This is a genomic window from Achromobacter sp. ES-001 (assembly GCF_019448355.1).
Taxonomy (GTDB): domain Bacteria; phylum Pseudomonadota; class Gammaproteobacteria; order Burkholderiales; family Burkholderiaceae_B; genus Achromobacter; species Achromobacter spanius_B.
Map to the genome: position 1 here is coordinate 2302100 of NZ_CP079940.1, position 20420 is coordinate 2322519.

A 20420-nucleotide genomic window follows, 5' to 3' on the forward strand; every position below is an offset into this window, starting at 1 on the left:
CACGGTCTGTGGCGGCCTTTGGACCAAATATTTTCGACGCCCCGGTAGTTTCCCTAATGACACAAAGTGTACATAAGTCGATGCTTTCCCCACGGTCGGTGCGTTGACGCCAAGGCCAACAAAAGGGGAAGTTCATGAAATTTGGATTGTCACGACTGTTGGCGGCGAGCTTTTGTGTGGTGGCGATGGGCTCCAGTTCCCATGTGTTGGCCGACGCGTATCCCGGCAAGCCCATTCGCCTGCTTGTCGGTTTTCCGCCCGGCGGGCCGACGGACATCATCGCGCGGTTGATCGGCAAGGGCCTGTCGGAACAACTGGGCCAGCCCGTCGTGGTCGAGAATCGCGGCGGGGCCGGTGGGGTGATCGCTGCACGGGCAGTGGCCGCGGCCGCGCCTGATGGCTACACCTTGCTGGTCAGCGTGGAATCGTCGCAGACGCGTGGGGTAGCGTTGAACAAGACGTTGCCGTACGACGCCGCCAAGGACTTCACTTACATCGGAAAAATAGCCAAACAGCGCAACCTCGTCGTCATCGATCCTAAGCTGCCGATACCCGATGTCAAGGGCTTGATCGCGTACGCCAGGAAACACCCCGGCGAGCTGAATTACAGCGGAACCTACGGCGCAACGTCGCACATTGGCGGCGCCTTGTTCGATATGGACAACGGCGTAAAGATGACCTTCGTGAGCTATCCCGGGGGCGCGCAGCCAATCACTGACCTGATTGCGGGCGTCGTGCAGGTGGGTTTCTTCACCGAAGCCACGATTGCCGCGCACGTGAAGTCGGGAAGGCTGAAGGCGTTGGCCATCGCGGCGCCCGAGCGGTCGCCGGATTTCCCGGACGTGCCCACGTTGGCCGAGGCGGGCGCCCGCCCCATGGAACTGTCGCCCTGGTTCGGCCTGACCGGCCCGGCCGGCATGGACGCGGGCGTGGTTCAGCGCTTGAGCCAGGCCGTGTCGACGCTGGTGCGCAGCCCGACCTTTCAGGCGCAACTGGCAACGATCGGCGCGGTGCCGATCCCGGGCTCAACACCGCAGGCATTCCAGAAAGACGTGAACCAGGAAATCGCGTACTGGAAGACCTTCGTGGTCGACGCCAACATTCCCGTCAACTGAGCACCCTGAACGAGCACGATGATGACTGCCTCTTCCTCGACCGGCGCCAGTCTGGCCGGAAAATTAGGGTTCTTTGCCCCATTGGACGCATTGCTCAATGACGCCGAACAACGTGCCATTCAACAAGCCCGGGCCTTTTGCCACCAGCACGTAGCCGCAGCCGCCCATGCCGCCTTTACATTGGGCGAGCCGTATCCGATCACGATCCTGCATGACTGGGCCGCACAACGCTTTCTGGCCTTGCAGGCGCCCGAATCGGCGGGGGGGCTCGGCGCGTCGTTTCTGTGCAAGGTCCGCTTGGCCCAAGAGGTCGCGCGACACAGCTTTGCCACGGCCTTTTCGCTGAACAACCTTCAGGGCTCCGTCACGCGGGTCGCGCGCGGGGGCAGCGCCAGGCAACAGCAGGCTTACCTTGCCGGGCTGGCAAGCGGGCAGTTGCTGGGCGCGCCGGCCTTGTCCGAACCCCAGGCGGGCAGCGATCTTTCCGCCTTGTCGATGCGCGCCGAGCCCTCTGGCCAGCGTTGGCTGCTGTCGGGCACCAAGCGTTGGGTGACCAATGGGCAGATCGTGAACCTGCCGCTGGTGATGGCCAAAGCAGTGCCGCCTGGGCAGGACGAGGGGCCGATCGCAAGCTTCCTCGTGGACCTTGGCGCGCCCGCGCCGACGTGGTCGCGCCGGGAAATCAGCACGGTGGGCGGAGCGTCGTTTCGGCTTGCGGAGATCGAACTGCGGGAACACCCCGTGCCCGACTGGGCCATGCTGGGCGCGCCTGGCGATGCGTTCAAGGCGTCGATGGCCACGATCAACGCCGCGCGCGTTCATGTGGCGGCGATGTGCACCGCAACGCTGTACTCGGCGCTGGCCGAAACCGTTGCCTATTGCGCCGACCGAACCACCTTCGGCCAGCCGCTGATCGGCCACCAGGGCTTGCGCTGGGAATTGGCCGAGGTCGCCACGCGTCTGGAAGCGGCCAACGCGCTAATGGTGCAGGCGGCCCGCCATCTCAACGACGGCAACGACGCCGTGACGGTGGCGGCCCAGGCCAAGAAGTTTGCCGTGGATACCGCCATCTGGGGAGTGGACCAGTGCCTGCGCTGCGTGGGCGCGATCGGCACCACGCCCGCGTTGCGCTTGTCGATGCATCAGGCGGAACTGCGCTTTGCCGCCTACACGGACGGCACTGGCCAGCTGTTGCTGGACCGGGTCGGAAAGAACCTGGCCAAAGATTATTGCGTGACGACGGAAGGGGAATAGACGTGAGAAACATCGTTGTGGACGGGGCCGGCGCGGCCCTATCTGGATTGCAGGACGGACACACCGTGATGGTGGGCGGCTTTGGCGGGGCGGGCCTGCCCCGGCGCCTGATCGAAGCCGTCTTGGCCGCTGGCGTGCGCGACCTGACGGTGATTTCAAACAATGCCGGCTCCGGCGCGGGCGACCTATCGGCGTGGTTCGAGGCGAAGATCGTTCGCAAGATCATCTGCTCTTACCCCAGAAGCGCCGCGGCGTTTGCTGAGCAGTATCGAGCAGGCACGGTTGAACTGGAGTTGGTGCCGCAAGGCACGCTGGTTGAGCGGATTCGCGCGGCCGGGGCCGGGCTGGGCGGATTCCTGAGCCCCGTCGGCGTGGGTACGCTGTTCGAGCATGGCAAGCAACAGCTGGAAGTCGGCGGCAAGACCTACTTGCTGGAGCTGCCGCTGAAAGCGGATTTTGCGCTGCTGCGAGGCCGCGCCGCCGACACCATGGGCAATGTGGTCTACAACAAGACGGGCCGCAATCACCAGGCGGTCATGGCCACCGCTGCCGACACCGTCGTGGTGGAGGTGGCTGAAATTTTGGCTCCCGGCAACCTGGACCCCGAAGCCATCATCACGCCCTGCATCTTTGTAGACAGGGTTTTTCTAGCGGAGCGCGCATGAACCCCTTGACCCGAGACAGCATGGCCAGAATGGTCGCGCACAGCCTGCCGCGCAATGCCTTTGTGAATCTGGGCATCGGCGCGCCGACCCTGATTGCCGATCATCTGCCCGACGAACGGGGTGTGATTCTGCATAGCGAGAACGGCATGCTCAACCTGGGCCCCAAACCGGCCCCGGGTGAGGAAGACTTCGACCTGATCAATGCGGGAAAAAGCCCCGTCACGATCAAGACCGGCGGAGCCTTCTTTGACTCCAGCATGGCATTCGCGATGATGCGGGGCGGGCACATCGACGTGGCGGTGCTGGGTGCCTTTCAGGTGTCCGCATCTGGCGACCTGGCCAATTGGAATATCGGGAATGTTGACGGCGCGCCGCCCGCGATCGGCGGCGCCGTTGACCTGGCCGTGGGCGCCAAGCAGATCTGGGTCATGATGGATCACGTGACCAAGGACAACGTGCCCCGCCTGGTAAGGCGCTGCACCTTGCCATTGACGGCGGTGGGCGTGGTCAAGCGCGTATTCACCAACTATTGCGTCATGGCCGTGGAGCCAGATGGCCTGCGCGTCGAGGCGGTACGGCAAGGGCTGACGCCGGAGGCACTGCAAGCCATGACTGAGGCGCCGCTTCAGTTTGGCTGCCGCCTTGGGGTTATCCGCGAAGACGGCACTATGGAGCCGGCGGGCGCGTGATGCAACACAGCGCCCTTTGAGGAAGCCGGCGGCCGTTCGCCTGGAACGAATGAGCGCCTGAACGCATGAACGCAGGCGGGCGCGATCGGCCGCACGAATCTGCATACAATCCCCAGGATATCAACCCGGCCGCCCACCGCGCGGTGCCGATACCCATCCTGAAGGATTTCTACGTGGCGCTAAAACTGAAGCTTCTTCGCGTGCAGGCAGGCCTGACCTTGGAGCAGTTGGCACAGTCCTGTGGGCTGACGCGTAGCTACATATCCAAAGTCGAGCGGGGAATTTCCACGCCGTCGATCGAAACCGCGTTCAAGCTCGCCCATGCATTGGGCGTGAACGTGGATCGCTTGTTCGGCAAGTCGGAACAGCGCGACGAATTTTCCATCGTGCGCGCCAAGGATGCCGGACCCGACGAAGCCAGCGAATACCTGTCGCTGGTGGCCGGTGCCAACGGCAACCGGCTGATGCGTGCCTTTGTCATCCGGCCTGGCCAGTTCAACGGCGGGCGGGCCAAAAAGCGGATTCTGAGCCATCACGACGGCGAGGAGATCCTGTACGTGCTGGCGGGCAAGCTGGAACTGACGGTGGGCGACAGAAAGGAAATCCTGGATGTGGGCGATTGCGTCCAGTTCAATTCATCAATGCCGCACAAGCTGGTTTCCGTAGGAAAAAAAGAAGGGGTGGGGCTGATCGTGGTGACCAGCCGCGACCCCATGCTGCTTTAGCGGCACCCCTTCTGTATCAATGCATCTGCCCGTAGCGGCCGGCGTTGAAGTCCTGGATGGCTTCGACGATCTGTGCTTGCGTGTTCATCACGAAGGGGCCATAGCCCACCACGGGTTCATCGATGGGCTCGCCGCTCAAGACCAGGAACACCGCGTCGTTGTTGGCTTCAACGGTGATGTCTTCGCCGTCTTGTGAAAACAACGCCAGCTGCGCGTCGCGCGCCACGGATTCGCCGTTGATGAGCAGCGTGCCGCGCAGCACCACCAGCATGCTGTTGCGGCCCGCGGCGACCGGGAAGGTCGCGGACTTGCCCGCCTTCAGGCGCACGTCCCACACGTCCATCGGCGTGAAGGTGCGGGCCGGGCCGGCGTGGCCGTCGAAGTTGCCCGCGATGACGCGGACGCTGCCTGCCTCGTCCGGCAATGCCGCCACCGGAATGTCCGCGTTCAAGATGCCTTGATAGCCCGCCGCCGCGCCCTTGTCCTTGGCCGGCAGGTTGACCCACAGCTGCACCATTTCCAGCTCGCCGCCGGTGCGCGTGAACGCCGGGGAATGGAATTCCTCATGCAGGATGCCCGAGGCGGCCGTCATCCATTGCACGTCGCCCGGGCCGATGACGCCGCCGTTGCCGGTGGAGTCCCGATGCTCGACCTCGCCGCTGTAGACGATGGTGACGGTTTCAAAACCGCGATGGGGATGCTGGCCCACGCCGCGCGGGTGGTCGGCCGGCTCGAACTTCGCCGGGCCGGCGTAATCCAGCAGCAAGAAGGGGCTGACATTCTTGCCCTTGTCGTTGTACGAGAACATCGAGCGCACGGGGAACCCGTCGCCGACCCAGTGGGGGCGGGGGGCGGCGTGCAGGCCGAGGATCTTTTTCATGGCGTCTATTCCTATTGCGCGGCCCCTTTGGAGCCGTTCGTCATGGGGATAAAGGTTAGGGCGGAACAGGGCTTTCAGTAGTTCGGATTTTGATAAGGACTGTTCCATGAATCGGACGACCCCCGGCCTTGTCTTGCGCGGATCCTGAAGAACGGCGGCTCATTCTTAGGGCTATCGGCCAGAAGAACGAGGCGCCATTTTTTAAGAATAATCCGATTTTTAGGACGGGCTTGTCTCCCTATCGTGAAGCCCTTGCCGCCGGACGCACGACGTTGCCCGGCCCGGCTTTTCTTCTTGCCACCCGATATCCGACACCCAATACCTGACGCCCAGATCCATGACTACCACTTTGCTTTCCCGCCTCCGTTCCCACGCCGCGCACCTGTCCGTGGCCGCCGTCGCCCTGGCCGTGGGGCTGCTGGCCGGCAAGATCTGGATGCTGTGGCAGGCGCTGTCCTGACCCGGCATTGCGCCCGCCGGCGGTATCCCGCCTTGAGTCAGCCGGCGGTATCCCGCCTTGAGTCAGCCGGCGGTATCCCGCTTTCATCCGACCGGCGTATCGCCGCTTCGGCCAGCTGGCGTATCCTGCCGCCATGAAACCTGACGAGACTCTCGCGCCCGACGGCCCCACCGACCATGTCCGGGGCTTTGCGCCGGTTGCCGCGCCCGATGCGCGGGTGTTGGTGCTGGGGTCCATGCCGGGGGTGGCTTCGTTACGCCAGGCGCGCTATTACGGCCACCCACGCAACGCGTTCTGGCCCATTGCGGCCCAGGTGCTGGGCTTTGATGCGGCGCTGGAATACCCGCAGCGGCTGCAAGCGCTGCGCGCCGCGGGCGTCGCGCTGTGGGACGTGCTGGATGCCTGCGAGCGGCCGGGCAGCCTGGATGCCGACATCCGCCACGACACCTTGGTGCCCAATGATTTCGCGGCCTTTTTCAACGCCCACCCGGCCGTCGCGCGCGTGTGTTTCAACGGGGCCAAGGCCGGGGCGCTGTATCGCCGGTACGTGCTGCCGACGTTGCCGCCGCAGGCACGCGCGCTGGACTACGTGGACCTGCCATCGACCAGCCCGGCCCATGCCGCCGCCTCGTTCGACACGAAGCTGGCAGCCTGGCGCGCCGCGCTGACTTTGTAATCCCGGCCATCGCCAACGGGGGAAGGGCGCACGGATCTCTGTCCCCGATTTGATTCAGATCAACGGTCTATATAACTTCCGGTGATAAGGTAATAACAACAAGAAGTTACCTGTCCGGAGTTATCCGCAATGCCCCCATCCCCCGTCTCTTCCGACCCCCCTTTGCGGGGTAAACGCGGCTTCCTCAAAGGGCTGCTCGGCCTTGGCGCCGCCGCCACCGTCATCCCGATCCACGCCGAAGCCACGGGCCTGAACGGCCAGCCGCCGCGCCGCCCCGGCATGGCGGGCAAGCGCTACGGCATGGTCGTCGACATGCGCAAGTGCATTGGCTGCCAGTCCTGCACGGTCAGCTGTTCACTGGAAAATCTGCCGCCCATCGGCCAGTTCCGCACCACCGTCCTGCAATACGAAGTGACTCCCGACGATGGCGGCCCGTGCGCCATGGTGATGCTGCCGCGTCTGTGCAACCACTGCGACAACCCGCCCTGTGTGCCGGTCTGCCCGGTGCAGGCCACGTTTCAGCGCGAAGACGGCATCGTGCTGGTCGACAACGAACGCTGCGTGGGCTGCGCCTATTGCGTGCAAGCTTGTCCGTACGACGCCCGCTTCATCAACCACGACACGCAAACGGCCGACAAGTGCACGTTCTGCGAGCACCGGCTGGAAGCCGGGCTGCTGCCGGCCTGCGTGGAAAGCTGCGTGGGCGGCGCGCGCGTCATCGGTGACATGAACGATCCGGACAGCGCCATCTCGAAGCTGCTGGTGGAGCACAAGGCCGACATCAAGGTGCTGAAACCTGAAATGAAGACCGACCCCCACGTCTACTACATCGGCTTGCCCGATGCGTTCGTCCACCAGGTCGACGGCCAGGCCGGCGTGCGCCTGGCCGGCGGGCATTGAGCCATCAAAGGGGACTTTCATGCAGATCTCGGAATTGCTCACGCCGGTTTACGACGCCGCCTGGCTGCCTTGGGCCGTGCAGTATTTCTTTCTAATCGGCATCGCGGCCACCACGGCGCTGACCGCCGCCTTCGCCGCGTTCGGCCCGGCGGGGTCGCCGTTGCGCCGTTTGTTGCCGGCTGCGGTGGCCGTGCTGCTGGTCAGCGCCATCGCGGCGCCTGTTTCTCTACTGGCCGACTTGCATCAGCCCGGCCGATTCTGGCACTTCTATGCGCACCTGACGCCCTGGTCGTGGATGTGGCTGGGCGCCTTGTTGCTGCCTGTATTCGTCGGCCTGTCGGTGCTGTTTTGCGCGGCGTGGTGGTGGGGGCGCATCGGTTGGCTGCGCGTGTTGGCGGTCGGGCTGGCGCTGTCTGCCGCGTCCATCCTGGTCTACACCGGCGCCGAAGTCATGGTGCTGCGGTCGCGGCCCCTGTGGCACACGGCGTTCCTGCCCGTGAACTTCGCGTTGACGGCCTGGCTGGGCGCGTTGGGCGCCATGTTCCTGGTGGGCCGCTGGTTGCCCGGCGGCATGAAGGCCTTGCCGGTGGAGACGTTGCGCGGGCTGAGCTTGTCCGCCGTGATTTTGATGGCGGTGGGCGCGGGCGCCTGGGCGGGCTTGGGCCTGTTGGGCGCCGACCCGTCGTTTGACGCGGCGTTGCGGTTGTTCGCCGACTTTCCCATCTGGCGCATCAGCCTGGCGGGCGCGGTCATCACGGGCCTTTGCATGATTGCGTTGTTGCAACGGCCGGCCCAAGCGCTTGCCGCACCGCTGCCCTCGGCCACGTTGGCGCTGATGATGCTGGGCGCCGCCTGGATCTTCCGCTGGGTGGTCTTCATGAGCGTGCAGGGCGTGCCCAAGTATGGCGCGGGCCTGTATCTGTATGACATGCCGTGGGGCAGCGATGGGCTGCTGGGCATGGTTGGGGTGCTGGGGCTGTGCGTGGCGCTGATCACGGCGGTGACCTGGGCCTTGGAAAGCTACCCGGCGCGCAAGCGCGGCTTGGCGGGCTGACCGCAATGGAACACGAAGCAATGAACAAGCAACACGAAGACGACAAGCCCGGCGTGGATACGCCGGATGACGCCGCCCGGCGCAAGCTGATGGTGCGCGGCGGCATGGTCGCCGGTGGCATGGCCGCCTTTGCGGCCGGCTACGGCGAAACGGTGGCGCGGGCCGTCAAGGGCCTGGCCCAGGGCACGGCCGGCGTGCCGACCGCGCACGCGGTGCGCGGCAACTCGTTGACGCCCGAATTTCGCATCGACCCGCTGACCGGCGTCTTAAGCGCCCAGCCGGGCCAGACAGTCAGCCCGTCCAGCTGCCTGGGCTGCTGGACGCAGTGCGGCGTGCGCCTGCGCGTGGACACCGCGCAAAACCGCATTCTGCGTGTGGCCGGCAACCCATACCACCCCTTGGCCACGACGCGGCCGGCGGCCATGGAAGCGCCCGTGCGCGAGGTCTACGCGCAGCTGGGCGGCGACAACGGGCTGGAAGGGCGCGCCACATCCTGCGCGCGCGGCTCGGCCATGCTTGAACAGATGCACAGCCCGTACCGCGTGCTGCAACCGCTAAAGCGCGTGGGTGCGCGCGGGGAAGGCCAGTGGCAAAGCATTTCGTTCGAGCAGCTGGTGCAGGAAGTGTGCGAAGGCGGCGACCTGTTCGGCGAAGGCCATGTTGACGGGCTGCGCGCCATCTATGACCGCGACACGCTGCTGGACCCGGAAAACCCCGAGTACGGCGCGCGCGTCAACCAATTCCTGTTCACGGATGCGTCCAACGAAGGCCGCACGCCGCTGATCCAGCGCTTTGCCGCGCAGTCTTTCGGCACCGTCAATTTCAGTAATCACGGGTCGTATTGCGGACAGAGCTTTCGGGTGGGCGCGGGCGCCGCATTGGGCGACCTGAAGGGCATGCCGCATGGCAAGCCGGATTGGGACAACGCGCGTTTCGGCCTCTTCATCGGGGCGGCGCCCGCGCAGGCCGGCAATCCGTTCCAGCGCCAGGCCCGGCAGTTGGCCGAGGCGCGCGTGCGTCCGCAGGCCGACAGCTTCACCTACGTGGTCGTGTCGCCGGTATTGCCGGCCTCGTCCAGCCTGTCGGCCGGTTCCGGCAATGAATGGGTGCCCGTGAATCCCGCCAGCGACCTGGCGTTGGCCATGGGCCTGATCCGCTGGATTCTGGACAACGAACGCTTTGACGCCAAGGCGCTGGCGCAGCCCGGGCCGCAGGCCATGAAGGCGGCGGGCGAGGCCGCCTGGACCAACGCCACGCATCTGGTCGTGGCCGAACCCGGCCACCCGCGCCTGGGCACTTTTTTGCGAGGCGCGGACATGGGCTGGCCGCGCCCCACGGACGCCGGCGACAAGTGGGAAGACGTGTACGTGGTGCGTCGTGATGATGGCACGCTGGCCCCGCACACGGACGCATCGCCCGCGACGCTGTTCGTGGACGAACGCATCGCTGCACCGGGCCTGGCGGGCGCGCCCGATGCGCTGCGCGTCTGTTCGTCGCTGACCCTGCTGCGCGAGGAATCGCAGCGCAAATCGCTGGATGAATACGCCGACCTGTGCGGCGTGCCGGCGGAAAAGATCGCCCAGCTGGCGCAGCGCTTCACCAGCTACGGCAAGCGCGCCGTGGCCGACGCGCATGGCGGCACGATGAGCGGCGCAGGCTTCTACACCGCCTACGCCATCGCCATGCTCAACACGCTGGTGGGCAACCTGAACGTGGACGGTGGCCTGGTGCTGGACGCCGGCCCGTTCCCGCCTTACGGCCCGGGGCCGCGCTACAACATCGCCGGCTTTGCCAACCGCGCCACGCCCAAGGGCGTGGCCTTGTCGCGCAACCGTTTTCCCTACGAGAAATCCAGCGAATTCTCGCGCAAGAAGGCGGCGGGCCAGCCTGCCTATCCGGCATCGGCGCCGTGGTATCCGGCCACCGGCGGGCTAAGTTCCGAGATGCTGGCCTCCGCGCTGGCGGGGTACCCGTATCGCGCCAAGGTGTGGTTCAACCACATGAGCAACCCGGTCTACGGCATCGCGGGCTTCAAGTCCCTGCTGGCCGACAAGATGAAGGACCCGCGCATTCTGCCGCTGTCGGTGTCGATCAACCCGTTCATCAACGAGACCAACGCGCTGGCCGACTACATCGTGCCCGACACCGTTACCTATGAAAGCTGGGGCGTGTCGGCGCCGTGGGCCGACGTGGTCGCCAAGGCGTCCACCGTGCGCTGGCCGGCCGTGGAGCCGTTGGTGGCGCGCACCGCCACCGATGAACCGGTCTGCCTGGAAACGTTCCTGATCGCCTGCGCCAAACGCCTGGGCATGCCGGGCTTTGGCGCCAACGCCATCACGGACAAGGACGGTGGCAAGCACGCGCTGGACACGCCCGAGGACTTCTTTTTGCGCGGCATGGCCAATATCGCGTTCGCGGGCGGACGCGCCGTGCCCGAGGCCACCGACGAAGACATGGCCTTGACCGGGGTGGAACGCTATCGCGACCTGCTGCAACGCAAGCTGAAACCGGGCGAGTGGCGGCAGGTGGCGATGCTGATGAGCCGGGGCGGGCGTTTCGACAAGATGGACGACGCCTGGGTGCAAAGCGGTTCGGGCCGGCAGACGCGCGCCGCGTACACCAAGCCGCTGCACGTATGGAGCGAGGACCTTGCCGGGTTCCGCCACGCCATGACCGGCGAGCGTTATAGCGGCTGTCCCACGTGGTATCCGCCGCGCCTGGCGGATGGCCGCGACGTGCGCGCCGAGTATCCCGCGCAGGATTGGCCGTTCTTGCTGACTTCGTTCAAGTCGAACCTGATGAGTTCGATGTCGATCGGGGTGAACCGGCTTCGGCAGGTGCATCCGCATAACCCCGTGTCGATCAACCGCCAGGACGGCGAACGGCTGGGCATCCGCAACGGCGACGCGGTGCGCATCGTGACGCCGGGCGGCGCGGTGAGCGGGCTGGCGCTGTTGTGTGATGGCATCCAGCCGGGCGCGGTCGGCATCGAACACGGATACGGCCACACTGAACTGGGCGCGCGCGCGCACGTCATCGACGGCAAGGCCATGGCGCACGACGCGTCGCTGGCGGCGGGGGTCAACCTGAATGACCTGGGCTTTGGCGACGCCACGCGTGGCGTGCACGCCAACGTGTGGATCGACTGGGTCTCCGGCGCCGCCGTGCGCCAGGGCTTGCCGGCGCGGATCGAGCGGGTCTGAGGCGCGCGTCAGCGCACCACGGTGTCTGCCACCAGCTCCAGGTCGCTGGCCCGGATGTCCACGTCGGGCAGCACGCCCGACAGGTCGCCGGGTTCGGCCGCCGCCTTGCCCGAGCGGCTGATGCGGATCTCGACGCGGACGCGGCTGGCCTTGGACAGCGTTGCGTCCGGCGACATGGCGCTGCCGTCATCCAGCACAAACGCGCGCGGCAGGTCAGAGACGCGCCACTGCGTGATGGCCAGCGGCATGCGCGAGCCCGTGACCGGCCGTGCCAGGATGAAGACGGTATCGCCGGGCTGCACCTGATCGCGAAGGGCGTCGGCGATGCGCGCCGTGCCGGATAGACGGGCGGGGGCAGCCGTGGCGTTGCCATTAGCGCTTGCGTTGTTGGCCGACGGTGCGCCGGCCTGAAGGCCGCTGGCCGGCATGACGGGTTCGCCGCCTGGGGCGCCACGGGTCGGCATGCTCGGTTCGTTGTCTTTGGCGTCAGTTGCCGGCATGACCGGTGCTCCGTCTTTGACGCCAGTCGTCGGCAAGACCGATGCGCCGGCCGCCATGGCGCGTGCCTGCGCGATGTTCGACTGGATCTGGCGCGCGGCGTCGGAGTTCGCCGGCAGCAACGCTTGCAGCCGCTGCCAATGGCCCTTCGCCTCGGCGGCGTCGCCCCGACGCAACGCCATCATGCCGGCCAGCGCCAGCGCCTTGGGCTGGTCCGGGTCATTGGCCAGCGCCTCGGCCACCGCCGCGATGGCGTTGGCGTCGGGCTTGCCCTGGTTGGCGGACAACAACGCGTCGGCCAGGTCCGCCAAGACGACGGGTTGGCCCGGCACCAGGCGCAACACCTGCCGATACGCGGCCACGGCGTCCGTATAGCGCCCCAGCGTTTCGTAGGACCGCGCCAGCATGTACCAGCCGTCGGCATCGTCCGGGGCGGCGCGCAGCCGCCGGGCCAAGGCGTTGATGGCCATGGCCATGTCGTTGGCGCTGTCACTGTCGTTGTCATTGGCTGCCGGATTATTCGGCGCCGCACCGATTGCCGGGTCGCTCGCAGCACCGTTCTGCAAACCAATCGACGGGTCGATCCCCACACCGTTCTGTACACCGTTCGCCGCGTTGCCGCGCGCCATGTTGGCATGCGCGGGCGCTGCGCGCGTGGCCGTCATGTCCGCCACCGCGCGCGGATTGCCCAGCTTGCCGTATAGCAACACGGCAGCCACGGGCACCAGCACGCTCAACAGGCAGGCGGCGGCCAAGGCGGCGCGCTGGCCGCCCGCCGGTCCCACGCGGGGCTGCCTGGCCGCCAGGTCTTGCAGCAGTTCTCGCTGCAATTCTTCTTCCGCGCGCAGCCTGGCCTGGGGCGTCAGGCTGCCGCTGCGCACGTCGCGCTGCAATTGCTCGCGCTGCGCCAGATAGAAAGCGCGCAGGCTTTCGTCAGCGGCGGGCGCGGTGGACGGCGCGCGGCGCAGCAGAGGTGGGATGAGGCATAGCAAGGTCGCCAGCAACAGCAGCACGACGACGATCCAGAGCGTGGTCATGGGCCGGTGTCCAGAAAGTTCGCGGCGCGTGCGCGCTCGTCGGCCGTCAGCGGCGCGCGCGCCACGGCGCGCCGCTTCAGGGTGCGCAGCAACACCCAGAAGCCCAACGCCAGCAGGGCGAACGGCCCCAGCCACAGCAACCACGTTATGGGTTTGAAGGGCGGGTCGTAGCGCACGAAGTCGCCATAGCGGTCTTCAAAGAAACGCATGATTTGCGCGTCGCTGCGGCCGTCGGCCAGTTGCGCGTGGATCAGCTTGCGCATGTCATGCGCCAGCGGCGCGTTGGAGTCAGCCAGGCTCTGGTTCTGGCAGACCAGGCAGCGCAACCCGTGCGCCAGCTTGTCGGCGCGTTGCTGGTCGGCGGGCGATAGCGCGGGCAGGGCGGCAGGGGCGGGCGGCGAAGCGGCCTGCACAGCTGATGCGCCGAATGACAACGCGAATGACATCACGAGCGACATCAAGACTGGCATCACGAGTGACATCACGAGTGGCATCACGAACGACACCAAGAACGGCGGCAAGAACGGCGGCAAGAAGGCCAAGACGGCCGTCGATGTTCGCGCCGGTTCCGACGGCAGCGTTGGCCTTAGCTCCGTCAATCCTGCTATCCCGGGTTTATGCCGCCGTCTCATTTCAGCGCCTCGATGATCGGCAATATCCGCGACCGAAAGATGTCGGGTGTGATCAAGCCCAGATGCTTGTGGCGGATGCGGCCCGCGCCGTCGATCACGAAGGTCTCCGGCACGCCGTACACGCCATATTCAATGCCCACGCGCCCGTCCGTGTCGCTGGCCGACGCGACGTACGGGTTGCCGTTGCGTGCCAGCCAGGCGGCGGCGTCGTCCGGCTGATCTTTGTAGTTCAGCCCGTACAGCGGAATGGCATATTGCCGGGCGGCCTCGCGCAGCACGGGCACTTCTTCCTGGCACGGCGCGCACCAGGATGCCCACACGTTCAGCAGCCACACCTGCCCGCGCAGCGCTTGCACGTCCAGCCGTTCGCCGGGCGATTGCAGCACGGGCAGGTTGATGGCGGGGGCGGGCTTGTCGATCATGGCCGATGGCACGGCGCGCGGGTCTCGCGACAGCCCCATCGCCAGGAACACGGCGATTGCCATGAAGACAGCCAGCGGCAGCGCGTAGCGCATCAATAGCCCTCCCGGGCTTGACGCCGGGCCGGTGCCACGGCGGGCGGGTTCTGGCGTGCGACGGCTTCCTGCTGCCGGCGATAGCGCTTGTCGCCCGCCGCCAGCAAGCCGCCCAGCGCCATCAACAGGCACCCGGCCCAGATCCACGTCATGAAGGGCTTGACCTGGATGCGCACCGTCCAGGCCGTGTTACCGCCGGCATCGTCCACCGGTTCGCCCAGCGCCACGAACAGGTCGCGCGTGGGGCCGGTGTCGATGTCGGCCTGGCTTAGCGCCATGTCCTGCACGGTGTACAGGCGTTTTTCGGGATACAGCGTCACCACGGGTTTGCCATCGCGCGTGACGATGAATTCGGCGCGCTGGGCGGTGTAGTTGGGGCCGGTGGCGGGCGCGATGCCGGCAAACTTGAATGCGTAGCCGCCCGCTTCCTGGGTGGCGCCGACGTCCATGCGGATCTCGTGTTTGACTTCATAGCCGTTGGCCAACGTGACGCCCGCGATGAAGACGCCGATGCCCGCGTGCGCCAGCAGCATGCCGTACCAGGATCGCGGCTGCCGAGCCAGGCGGCGCAGCCATTGTCCGTGGGCGCCGTCGTTCAAGCGTTGCCACGCGTGCGCGCCGCAGGAGGCTACTGACCAGGCGGCCAGCCACAGCCCAAGCATGACCAGCGGCGAGCCCAGCCGCGCCGGCCCGGGCATGGCCAGCGGCAGAACCACGGCGGTTGCGACGCTGACGGCGAAGGCCGCTCGCAGGCGGCGCGCCAGGTCGGGCACTTCGGCCTGTTTCCAGCGCGCGACCGGGCCCACGCCCATCAAGAAGATCGCCGGCGTCATCAGCGGCACGAACACCGCTTCGAAGTAGGGCGGGCCGATGGATATCTTGCCCCAGTCCAATACGTCCAGCACCACGGGGTACAGCGTGCCCAACAGCACCGCGCCCGCCGCCACCGTCAGCACCACATTGTTGGACAGCAACAGGGATTCGCGCGAGAGCAACGAAAACCCGCCGCCCAGGCCCACCGACGGCGCGCGCCACGCGTACAGCGCCAGCGAGCCGCCGACGATCACCGTCATGAAGGCCAGGATGTACAGGCCGCGTCCCGGGTCCACGGCAAACGCATGCACGGATGTCAGCACGCCCGACCGGACCAGGAACGTGCCCAGGATGCTGAGTGAAAACGTGCAGATGGCCAGCAGCACCGTCCAGCTGCGAAATGCGCCCCGGCGCTCGGTGACGATCAGCGAATGGATCAGCGCAGTGCCAGCCAGCCAGGGCATGAACGACGCGTTTTCGACGGGGTCCCAGAACCACCAGCCGCCCCAGCCCAGCACGTAGTAGGCCCATGCGCTGCCCAGCAGGATGCCCACGGTCAGGAACGTCCACGCGGCCAAGGTCCATGGCCGCACCCAGCGCGCCCACAGCGCGTCCAACTCACCGGACAATAGCGCCGCGATGGCAAAGGCGAAGGCCACGGAAAAACCCACGTAGCCCATGTACAGCATCGGCGGGTGCACGATCATGCCGGGGTCTTGCAGCAGCGGGTTCAGGTCGCGGCCGGCCATGGCGGGCGGCATCAACCGTTCGAACGGGTTGGACAGGAACAGCATGAACAGCAGAAAGCCCACGCTGACCCAGCCCATGACCGCCAGCACGCGGCCGGTAAAGGGCAGGGGCAGGCGGTGGCTGAAGACGGCAACCGCCAGCGTCCAGGCAGACAACAGATACAGCCACAGCAGGAGCGAGCCCTCGTGCCCGCCCCACACGGCGGCAAAGCGATAGGCCGCGGGCAGGTCGGCATGCGAATTGCCCGCCACATACAACACCGAAAAATCGTTATCGACGAACGACCACGCCAGGCAGCCGAAGGCCAGCGTTGTCAGGCAGAACTGGCCTACGGCGGCGGGGCGTGCCACGCGCAACCCTGCCTGCCAGCCGGTGGCCGCGCCGATCAGTGGCAGCGTCGCCTGCGCCAACGCCACCAGCAGGGCAAGGATCAGGCTGAACAGGCCGATCTCGGGAATCATCGGGCCTCCGGGCGCAAGGGGCCGGCAGCGGCAAGGTTGTTGGGCCCGCTGCCCTGCGTGCCGCCGGCCTTGCCATCGGCGCCATCGACGCCACTGGGGGCGTTGCGCGCGCGCTTGAGCGCGTCGGCGGCCTCCGGCGGCATGTAGTTTTCGTCGTGCTTGGCCAGTACCTGCGTGGCGCGGAACACGCCGTCGGCATCCAGCTTGCCGGCAACCACCACGCCTTTGCCTTCGCGGAACAGGTCGGGCAGCAGGCCCTGGTAGGTGACGGGCACGGTGTGCTCGGTGTCGGTCACGATGAAGCGTAAGGTGACGCCGTCCGGTTCGCGCCGCACCGAGCCTTGTTCGACTAAACCCCCCACGCGAAAGCTGCCGCTGCGTGGCGCCTCGTTCGCCACGACCTGGCTGGGGCTGAAGAAGAACACCAGGTTCGATTGCAGCGCGTTCAACACTAGCGCCGTGGCCATCGCCAACAACGCCAGGCCGCCCGCGATGGCCCATGCGCGGCGCTTACGCGGGGTCATGGACTGGCCTCATGGACGGGCCTCATGCACGGCCTCATGGACGGGCGCATGTGCGGGACTCATGGACCGGGGCCTCGACGGACTCATGGGCGCCCCGACGAAGCGGGCGGGTCGGACAAACCGCGCGATGGGGGCGGGCTGAACTGCTGGCGCGGCCTGCGCATGCCGGACCGCTTGCGCGCGCGGCGCCATAGCGAAAATACCTCCAGCGCCATCAACGCCGCCGTCACGCCGTAGGCGCCCAGCAGGTAAGGGCCATGGCCTTGCAGCGAGAACAACGCGTCCCAGCTCATGGCGCCTCCGGTCGGCTGGGGCGCACGGCGCCCGGTTCGCGTTGCGCGATCAGGCCACGCACGCGTGCCAGCGCCACCGCCGCGCTGTACAGCCAGAACGCCGCCACCATCAGCAGCATGGCGGCCACCATGATGCGCGCCATGCTGGGCGCGGTGGTCAGGCCGATAGATGCGCCCTGATGCAAGGTGCTCCACCATTGCACCGAAAAATAGATGATCGGCACGTTGACCACGCCGGCCAGCAGCAGGATGGCGCCGCCGCGGTCGGCCCGGCGCACATCGTCGGTGGCCGCTTGCAGCGCGATGAAGCCCAGGTACAGAAATAGCAGAATCAGCTCGGAGGTCAGCCGCGCGTCCCAGACCCACCACGCGCCCCAGGTGGGCTTGCCCCAGAGCGCGCCGGTCCACAAGGTCAGGAACGTGAACAGCGCGCCGGTGGGCGCCAGCGCGCGCATCATCATGAAGGACAGGCGCGTGTTGTAGACCAGGCCCAGCGTGGCATATGCCGCCATCACCAGGTACAGGAACATCGACATCCAGGCGGCCGCCACGTGTATGAACAGAATGCGGTAGACCTCGCCCTGCTGGCTGTCCGGCGGCGCGACGACCAGGCCCACGACCAAGCCCGCTGCACCAAACAGCGCGGCCGCCAACGCCAGCCAGGGAATCAGCCGACCGGCAAGCGGGTAGAACAGCGCGGCAGAGGCATAGCGCATCCAGCCATAGCCGGCGCTTGCGTCCGCCCTTGCAATGGAACCGGAATCGAAGACAGGTCGCTTCTGCATGGGGTCCCTCATTCCAACGCCACGCGAAGCGCGGCGGACGCGCTCCAGGGGCAAAGCAGAATCGCCAGGCACAGGCATGCGCCCAGCAGCGATAGCTGCGGCCCCGCGCCCAACCCGGCATGCGTGGCAGACACCGCGCCCGCGCCGAATATCAGCACCGGCACATACAGCGGCAACACCAGCAGGGGCAACAGCGCAGCGCCGCGCAGGCCCAGCGTCAGCGCCGCGCCCAGGCCGCCCACCAACGCCAGCGTGGGCGTGCCCAGCAGCAGGGACAACACCAGCACGCCGATGGCTTGCGGCGGCAGATCGAATTGCAATGCCAGGATGGGGCTGGCCAGTATCAACGGCACGCAGCCGCTAAACCAGTGCGCCGCCAGCTTCACGCCCACCAGCAGCGGCAACGGATGCGGCGAGACCAGCAGCTGCTCCAGCGCGCCGGTGTCGTGGTCTTGCGAAAACGGGCGATGCAGGCTTAGCAGGATGCCTAGCAGCGCGCACACCCACAGCACCCCCGGCCCGATGGCGCGCAGCAGCGCCGGGTCGGGGCCGACCGCCAGCGGAAACAGCGACCCGGCGACCACGAAAAACAACGTCGCGCCCAGCGTGTCGGCGGGTCGCCGCCAGTCCAGCTGGATGTCACGCAACACCAACTGAGACAGCGTAGCCAGCATCCGCGTAGTCATCCATGTTCAGGGTTTGCAAGCGATTGGAAGCGGTGGCGGGCTGCCGATGGCAGGCCACCACCGCCGCGCCGCCATCGTCCAGGTGCGCATTCAGTTCGGTCCACAGTTGTTCGAGGCTGGCCGCGTCCAGCCCCGCATCGGGCTCGTCCAGCAGCCACAACGGCTTGCCGCCCAGCATGACGCCGGCCAGCGCCACCCGGCGCGCCTGGCCTTGCGACAAACGGGCCGCCAGTGTGTGCAGGCAGGCGTTCAGGCGCCAGGCCGTCAGCCCTGCCGCGATGGCGTCATCGCTTTGCGGCACGCCCGCCACATGCAGGCAGTAGCGCAGATTTTCCAGTGCGGTCAGGTCGCCGCACAGCGCGTTGGCGTGGCCCAGATACGCCACGCGCGCGTGGTACGACGACGGGTCGCGGAACACATCCCGCCCCAGCGCCTGCAACGAGCCGGCCATGGGCCGCAGCAAACCGGCCAGCATGCGCAGCACGCTGCTTTTGCCGCTGCCGTTGGCGCCGCGCAGATGCAGTAACTGCCCGGCATGCACATCAACGTGCAACGGGCCCACGCCTTGCCCCGGCACACCGCCGCGCGGGCAGCATAGGCCGTTGGCGGCCAGCAGGGGCGCGGGCGCGTCAGCGGGCCGCATTGGCGGGCTCCACCTTGGCTGGCCCAGCCTTGGCGATTTCCTTCGTTGCGCCGGCCGCCGGCGCTGCGTTCGATGTTTGTGCCGGCGGGATATGCGGCAACGTGTGCGCGATGCCCTTGTGGCAGTCGATACAGGTCTTGGACTTGTCCGCCAGATACGTGGAATGCATATTCTGCGCACGTACGCTCTGGCGCGTGAAGTCCATGTATTCGTAGTTGTGGCAGTTGCGGCATTCCAGCGAATCGTTCGCCTTGAAGCGTGCCCATTCGTGCTGCGCCAGTTCCAGCCGCTTGTCCACGAATTTTTCGCGCGTGTCGATGGTGCCGAAGATCTTGCCCCACACTTCCTTGGACGCCTGCATCTTGCGCGCGATCTTGTCCGTCCAGTTGTGCGGCACGTGGCAATCGGAACACAGCGCGCGCACGCCGGAGCGGTTGGTGAAGTGGATGGTGCCCTTCAATTCCGCGTAGACGTTGTCGCGCATTTCATGGCAGCCGGTGCAGAATTTTTCGGTGTTGGTCAGCTCCATCGCGGTGTTGAAGGCGCCCCAGAACAGGATGCCGCCGATGAAACCGCCTATCGTCAGAAAGCCCAGGCTGAAATGCACGCTGGGGCGGCGGATGATGTTCCAGTAGCGCTTCAGAAGCTTGACCATGGCGGCATCCTGTCCGTTACTTCTTGCCTGTGGCGGGGGCGGTCAGGCGCTTGAGGATCACGTCGATGTCCTCATAGGTGTTGGACACCAGCGGCTTGGCCTCGGCCTGCGGCACATGGCATTGCACACAGAAATACCGGCGCGGCGACACCTCGGCCAGCACGTTGCTGTCGCGGTCCATGTAATGCGTGACGCTAAGCGGCGGCGCCTGGGTTTCCTCGGTGTTCACGCGAGCATGGCAGGACAGGCAGCGGTTGTAGTTTTTGTCGATCTGATAGCCATCGATCTTGTGCGGAATGGTGGGCGGCTGCATCGAATACGTCCGCATCCGCTTGATGTCCTTGTTCTCGATGGGGCTGATCAAGGGCGGGTCGGTCTCGTCTGCAATGGGCGTGGGGCCCCGCATGGGGTCTTCGACCTCCAGCGGCGGGGCAGCGCGGGCGGCGCAAGTCAACAGCACACCCGCAACTAGGGCGATGGCGATGGCGGCGGCGCGGTGGTTCATGG

General features: G+C 66.6%; 22 protein-coding genes. 10 read left to right on the top strand and 12 right to left on the bottom strand.

Annotation, left to right across the window (positions count from 1 at the left end):
* Positions 1-134 precede the first annotated feature (134 nt).
* From KYT87_RS10460 to KYT87_RS10480, 5 genes are all read left to right on the top strand, one after another.
* Positions 135-1115, top strand: coding sequence for a tripartite tricarboxylate transporter substrate binding protein (locus KYT87_RS10460; protein ID WP_219992186.1), 981 nt, complete (start codon positions 135-137; stop codon positions 1113-1115).
* Positions 1116-1136: 21 nt separating this feature from the next.
* Positions 1137-2369, top strand: a complete 1233-nt coding sequence (locus tag KYT87_RS10465; protein WP_219992187.1) for an acyl-CoA dehydrogenase family protein — start codon at positions 1137-1139, stop codon at positions 2367-2369.
* Between the two features lie 68 nt (positions 2370-2437).
* Positions 2438-3034 carry a CoA transferase subunit A gene (locus tag KYT87_RS10470; protein ID WP_255594164.1) on the top strand — a complete coding sequence of 199 codons (597 nt, stop codon included), beginning with the start codon at positions 2438-2440 and terminating at the stop codon, positions 3032-3034.
* Positions 3031-3723 (top strand): 3-oxoacid CoA-transferase subunit B, encoded by a 693-nt coding sequence (locus KYT87_RS10475; protein ID WP_219992189.1) that lies wholly within the window; start codon positions 3031-3033, stop codon positions 3721-3723. Before KYT87_RS10470 ends, KYT87_RS10475 begins: the two co-directional genes overlap by 4 nt.
* 173 nt (positions 3724-3896) lie before the next feature.
* On the top strand, positions 3897-4448 hold the full coding sequence (locus tag KYT87_RS10480; RefSeq protein WP_046804642.1) for a helix-turn-helix domain-containing protein: 552 nt from the start codon (positions 3897-3899) through the stop codon (positions 4446-4448).
* A gap of 16 nt (positions 4449-4464) precedes the next feature.
* Here the strand turns inward: KYT87_RS10480 and KYT87_RS10485 are convergent, their stop codons facing one another.
* Complete coding sequence (locus tag KYT87_RS10485; RefSeq protein WP_046804566.1) at positions 4465-5328, bottom strand: pirin family protein; 864 nt, start codon at positions 5326-5328, stop codon at positions 4465-4467.
* 337 nt (positions 5329-5665) lie between these two features.
* Here KYT87_RS10485 and KYT87_RS29770 point away from each other — a divergent pair, with 337 nt between their 5' ends.
* From KYT87_RS29770 to KYT87_RS10505, 5 genes are all read left to right on the top strand, one after another.
* Complete coding sequence (locus tag KYT87_RS29770) at positions 5666-5788, top strand: hypothetical protein (protein ID WP_255594053.1); 123 nt, start codon at positions 5666-5668, stop codon at positions 5786-5788.
* A gap of 235 nt (positions 5789-6023) precedes the next feature.
* Entirely contained in the window at positions 6024-6464 is a 441-nt protein-coding gene (locus KYT87_RS10490) for a DNA-deoxyinosine glycosylase (RefSeq protein WP_255594165.1), read from the top strand.
* 129 nt (positions 6465-6593) lie between these two features.
* Positions 6594-7364, top strand: coding sequence for a sulfate reduction electron transfer complex DsrMKJOP subunit DsrO (gene dsrO / locus KYT87_RS10495; RefSeq protein ID WP_046804567.1), 771 nt, complete (start codon positions 6594-6596; stop codon positions 7362-7364).
* Between the two features lie 19 nt (positions 7365-7383).
* Complete coding sequence (gene nrfD / locus KYT87_RS10500) at positions 7384-8418, top strand: NrfD/PsrC family molybdoenzyme membrane anchor subunit (RefSeq protein WP_219992191.1); 1035 nt, start codon at positions 7384-7386, stop codon at positions 8416-8418.
* A gap of 20 nt (positions 8419-8438) precedes the next feature.
* Complete coding sequence (locus KYT87_RS10505) at positions 8439-11621, top strand: tetrathionate reductase subunit A (RefSeq protein WP_219992192.1); 3183 nt, start codon at positions 8439-8441, stop codon at positions 11619-11621.
* Positions 11622-11629: 8 nt separating this feature from the next.
* Here KYT87_RS10505 and ccmI read toward each other — a convergent pair whose 3' ends face one another.
* From ccmI to KYT87_RS10560, 11 genes are all read right to left on the bottom strand, one after another.
* The gene (ccmI, locus tag KYT87_RS10510; RefSeq protein WP_219992193.1) at positions 11630-13156 is read right to left on the bottom strand and encodes a c-type cytochrome biogenesis protein CcmI; all 1527 of its coding nucleotides are present in this window, start codon (positions 13154-13156) and stop codon (positions 11630-11632) included.
* Positions 13153-13602: a cytochrome c-type biogenesis protein CcmH gene (locus tag KYT87_RS10515; protein ID WP_370512743.1), complete on the bottom strand. Its 450-nt coding sequence runs from the start codon at positions 13600-13602 to the stop codon at positions 13153-13155. Before KYT87_RS10515 ends, ccmI begins: the two co-directional genes overlap by 4 nt.
* A gap of 182 nt (positions 13603-13784) precedes the next feature.
* Positions 13785-14306, bottom strand: coding sequence for a DsbE family thiol:disulfide interchange protein (locus tag KYT87_RS10520; protein ID WP_219992194.1), 522 nt, complete (start codon positions 14304-14306; stop codon positions 13785-13787).
* A complete protein-coding gene (locus KYT87_RS10525; protein ID WP_219992195.1) occupies positions 14303-16327 on the bottom strand; it encodes a heme lyase CcmF/NrfE family subunit in 2025 nt (674 codons plus the stop codon). The genes KYT87_RS10520 and KYT87_RS10525 overlap by 4 nt, the downstream gene beginning before the upstream one ends.
* On the bottom strand, positions 16324-16851 hold the full coding sequence (ccmE, locus tag KYT87_RS10530) for a cytochrome c maturation protein CcmE (RefSeq protein WP_255594054.1): 528 nt from the start codon (positions 16849-16851) through the stop codon (positions 16324-16326). Before ccmE ends, KYT87_RS10525 begins: the two co-directional genes overlap by 4 nt.
* A gap of 83 nt (positions 16852-16934) precedes the next feature.
* Positions 16935-17144 (bottom strand): heme exporter protein CcmD, encoded by a 210-nt coding sequence (gene ccmD, locus KYT87_RS10535; protein WP_046804574.1) that lies wholly within the window; start codon positions 17142-17144, stop codon positions 16935-16937.
* A complete protein-coding gene (gene ccmC, locus KYT87_RS10540) occupies positions 17141-17929 on the bottom strand; it encodes a heme ABC transporter permease CcmC (RefSeq protein WP_046804575.1) in 789 nt (262 codons plus the stop codon). The genes ccmD and ccmC overlap by 4 nt, the downstream gene beginning before the upstream one ends.
* An 8-nt stretch (positions 17930-17937) precedes the next feature.
* Positions 17938-18603 carry a heme exporter protein CcmB gene (gene ccmB / locus KYT87_RS10545; protein ID WP_219992631.1) on the bottom strand — a complete coding sequence of 222 codons (666 nt, stop codon included), beginning with the start codon at positions 18601-18603 and terminating at the stop codon, positions 17938-17940.
* Positions 18569-19258: a heme ABC exporter ATP-binding protein CcmA gene (gene ccmA / locus KYT87_RS10550; protein WP_219992196.1), complete on the bottom strand. Its 690-nt coding sequence runs from the start codon at positions 19256-19258 to the stop codon at positions 18569-18571. Before ccmA ends, ccmB begins: the two co-directional genes overlap by 35 nt.
* Positions 19245-19913: a cytochrome c3 family protein gene (locus KYT87_RS10555; protein WP_104145342.1), complete on the bottom strand. Its 669-nt coding sequence runs from the start codon at positions 19911-19913 to the stop codon at positions 19245-19247. Before KYT87_RS10555 ends, ccmA begins: the two co-directional genes overlap by 14 nt.
* A 16-nt stretch (positions 19914-19929) precedes the next feature.
* Positions 19930-20418 carry a nitrate reductase cytochrome c-type subunit gene (locus tag KYT87_RS10560; protein WP_143215357.1) on the bottom strand — a complete coding sequence of 163 codons (489 nt, stop codon included), beginning with the start codon at positions 20416-20418 and terminating at the stop codon, positions 19930-19932.
* Positions 20419-20420 lie beyond the last annotated feature (2 nt).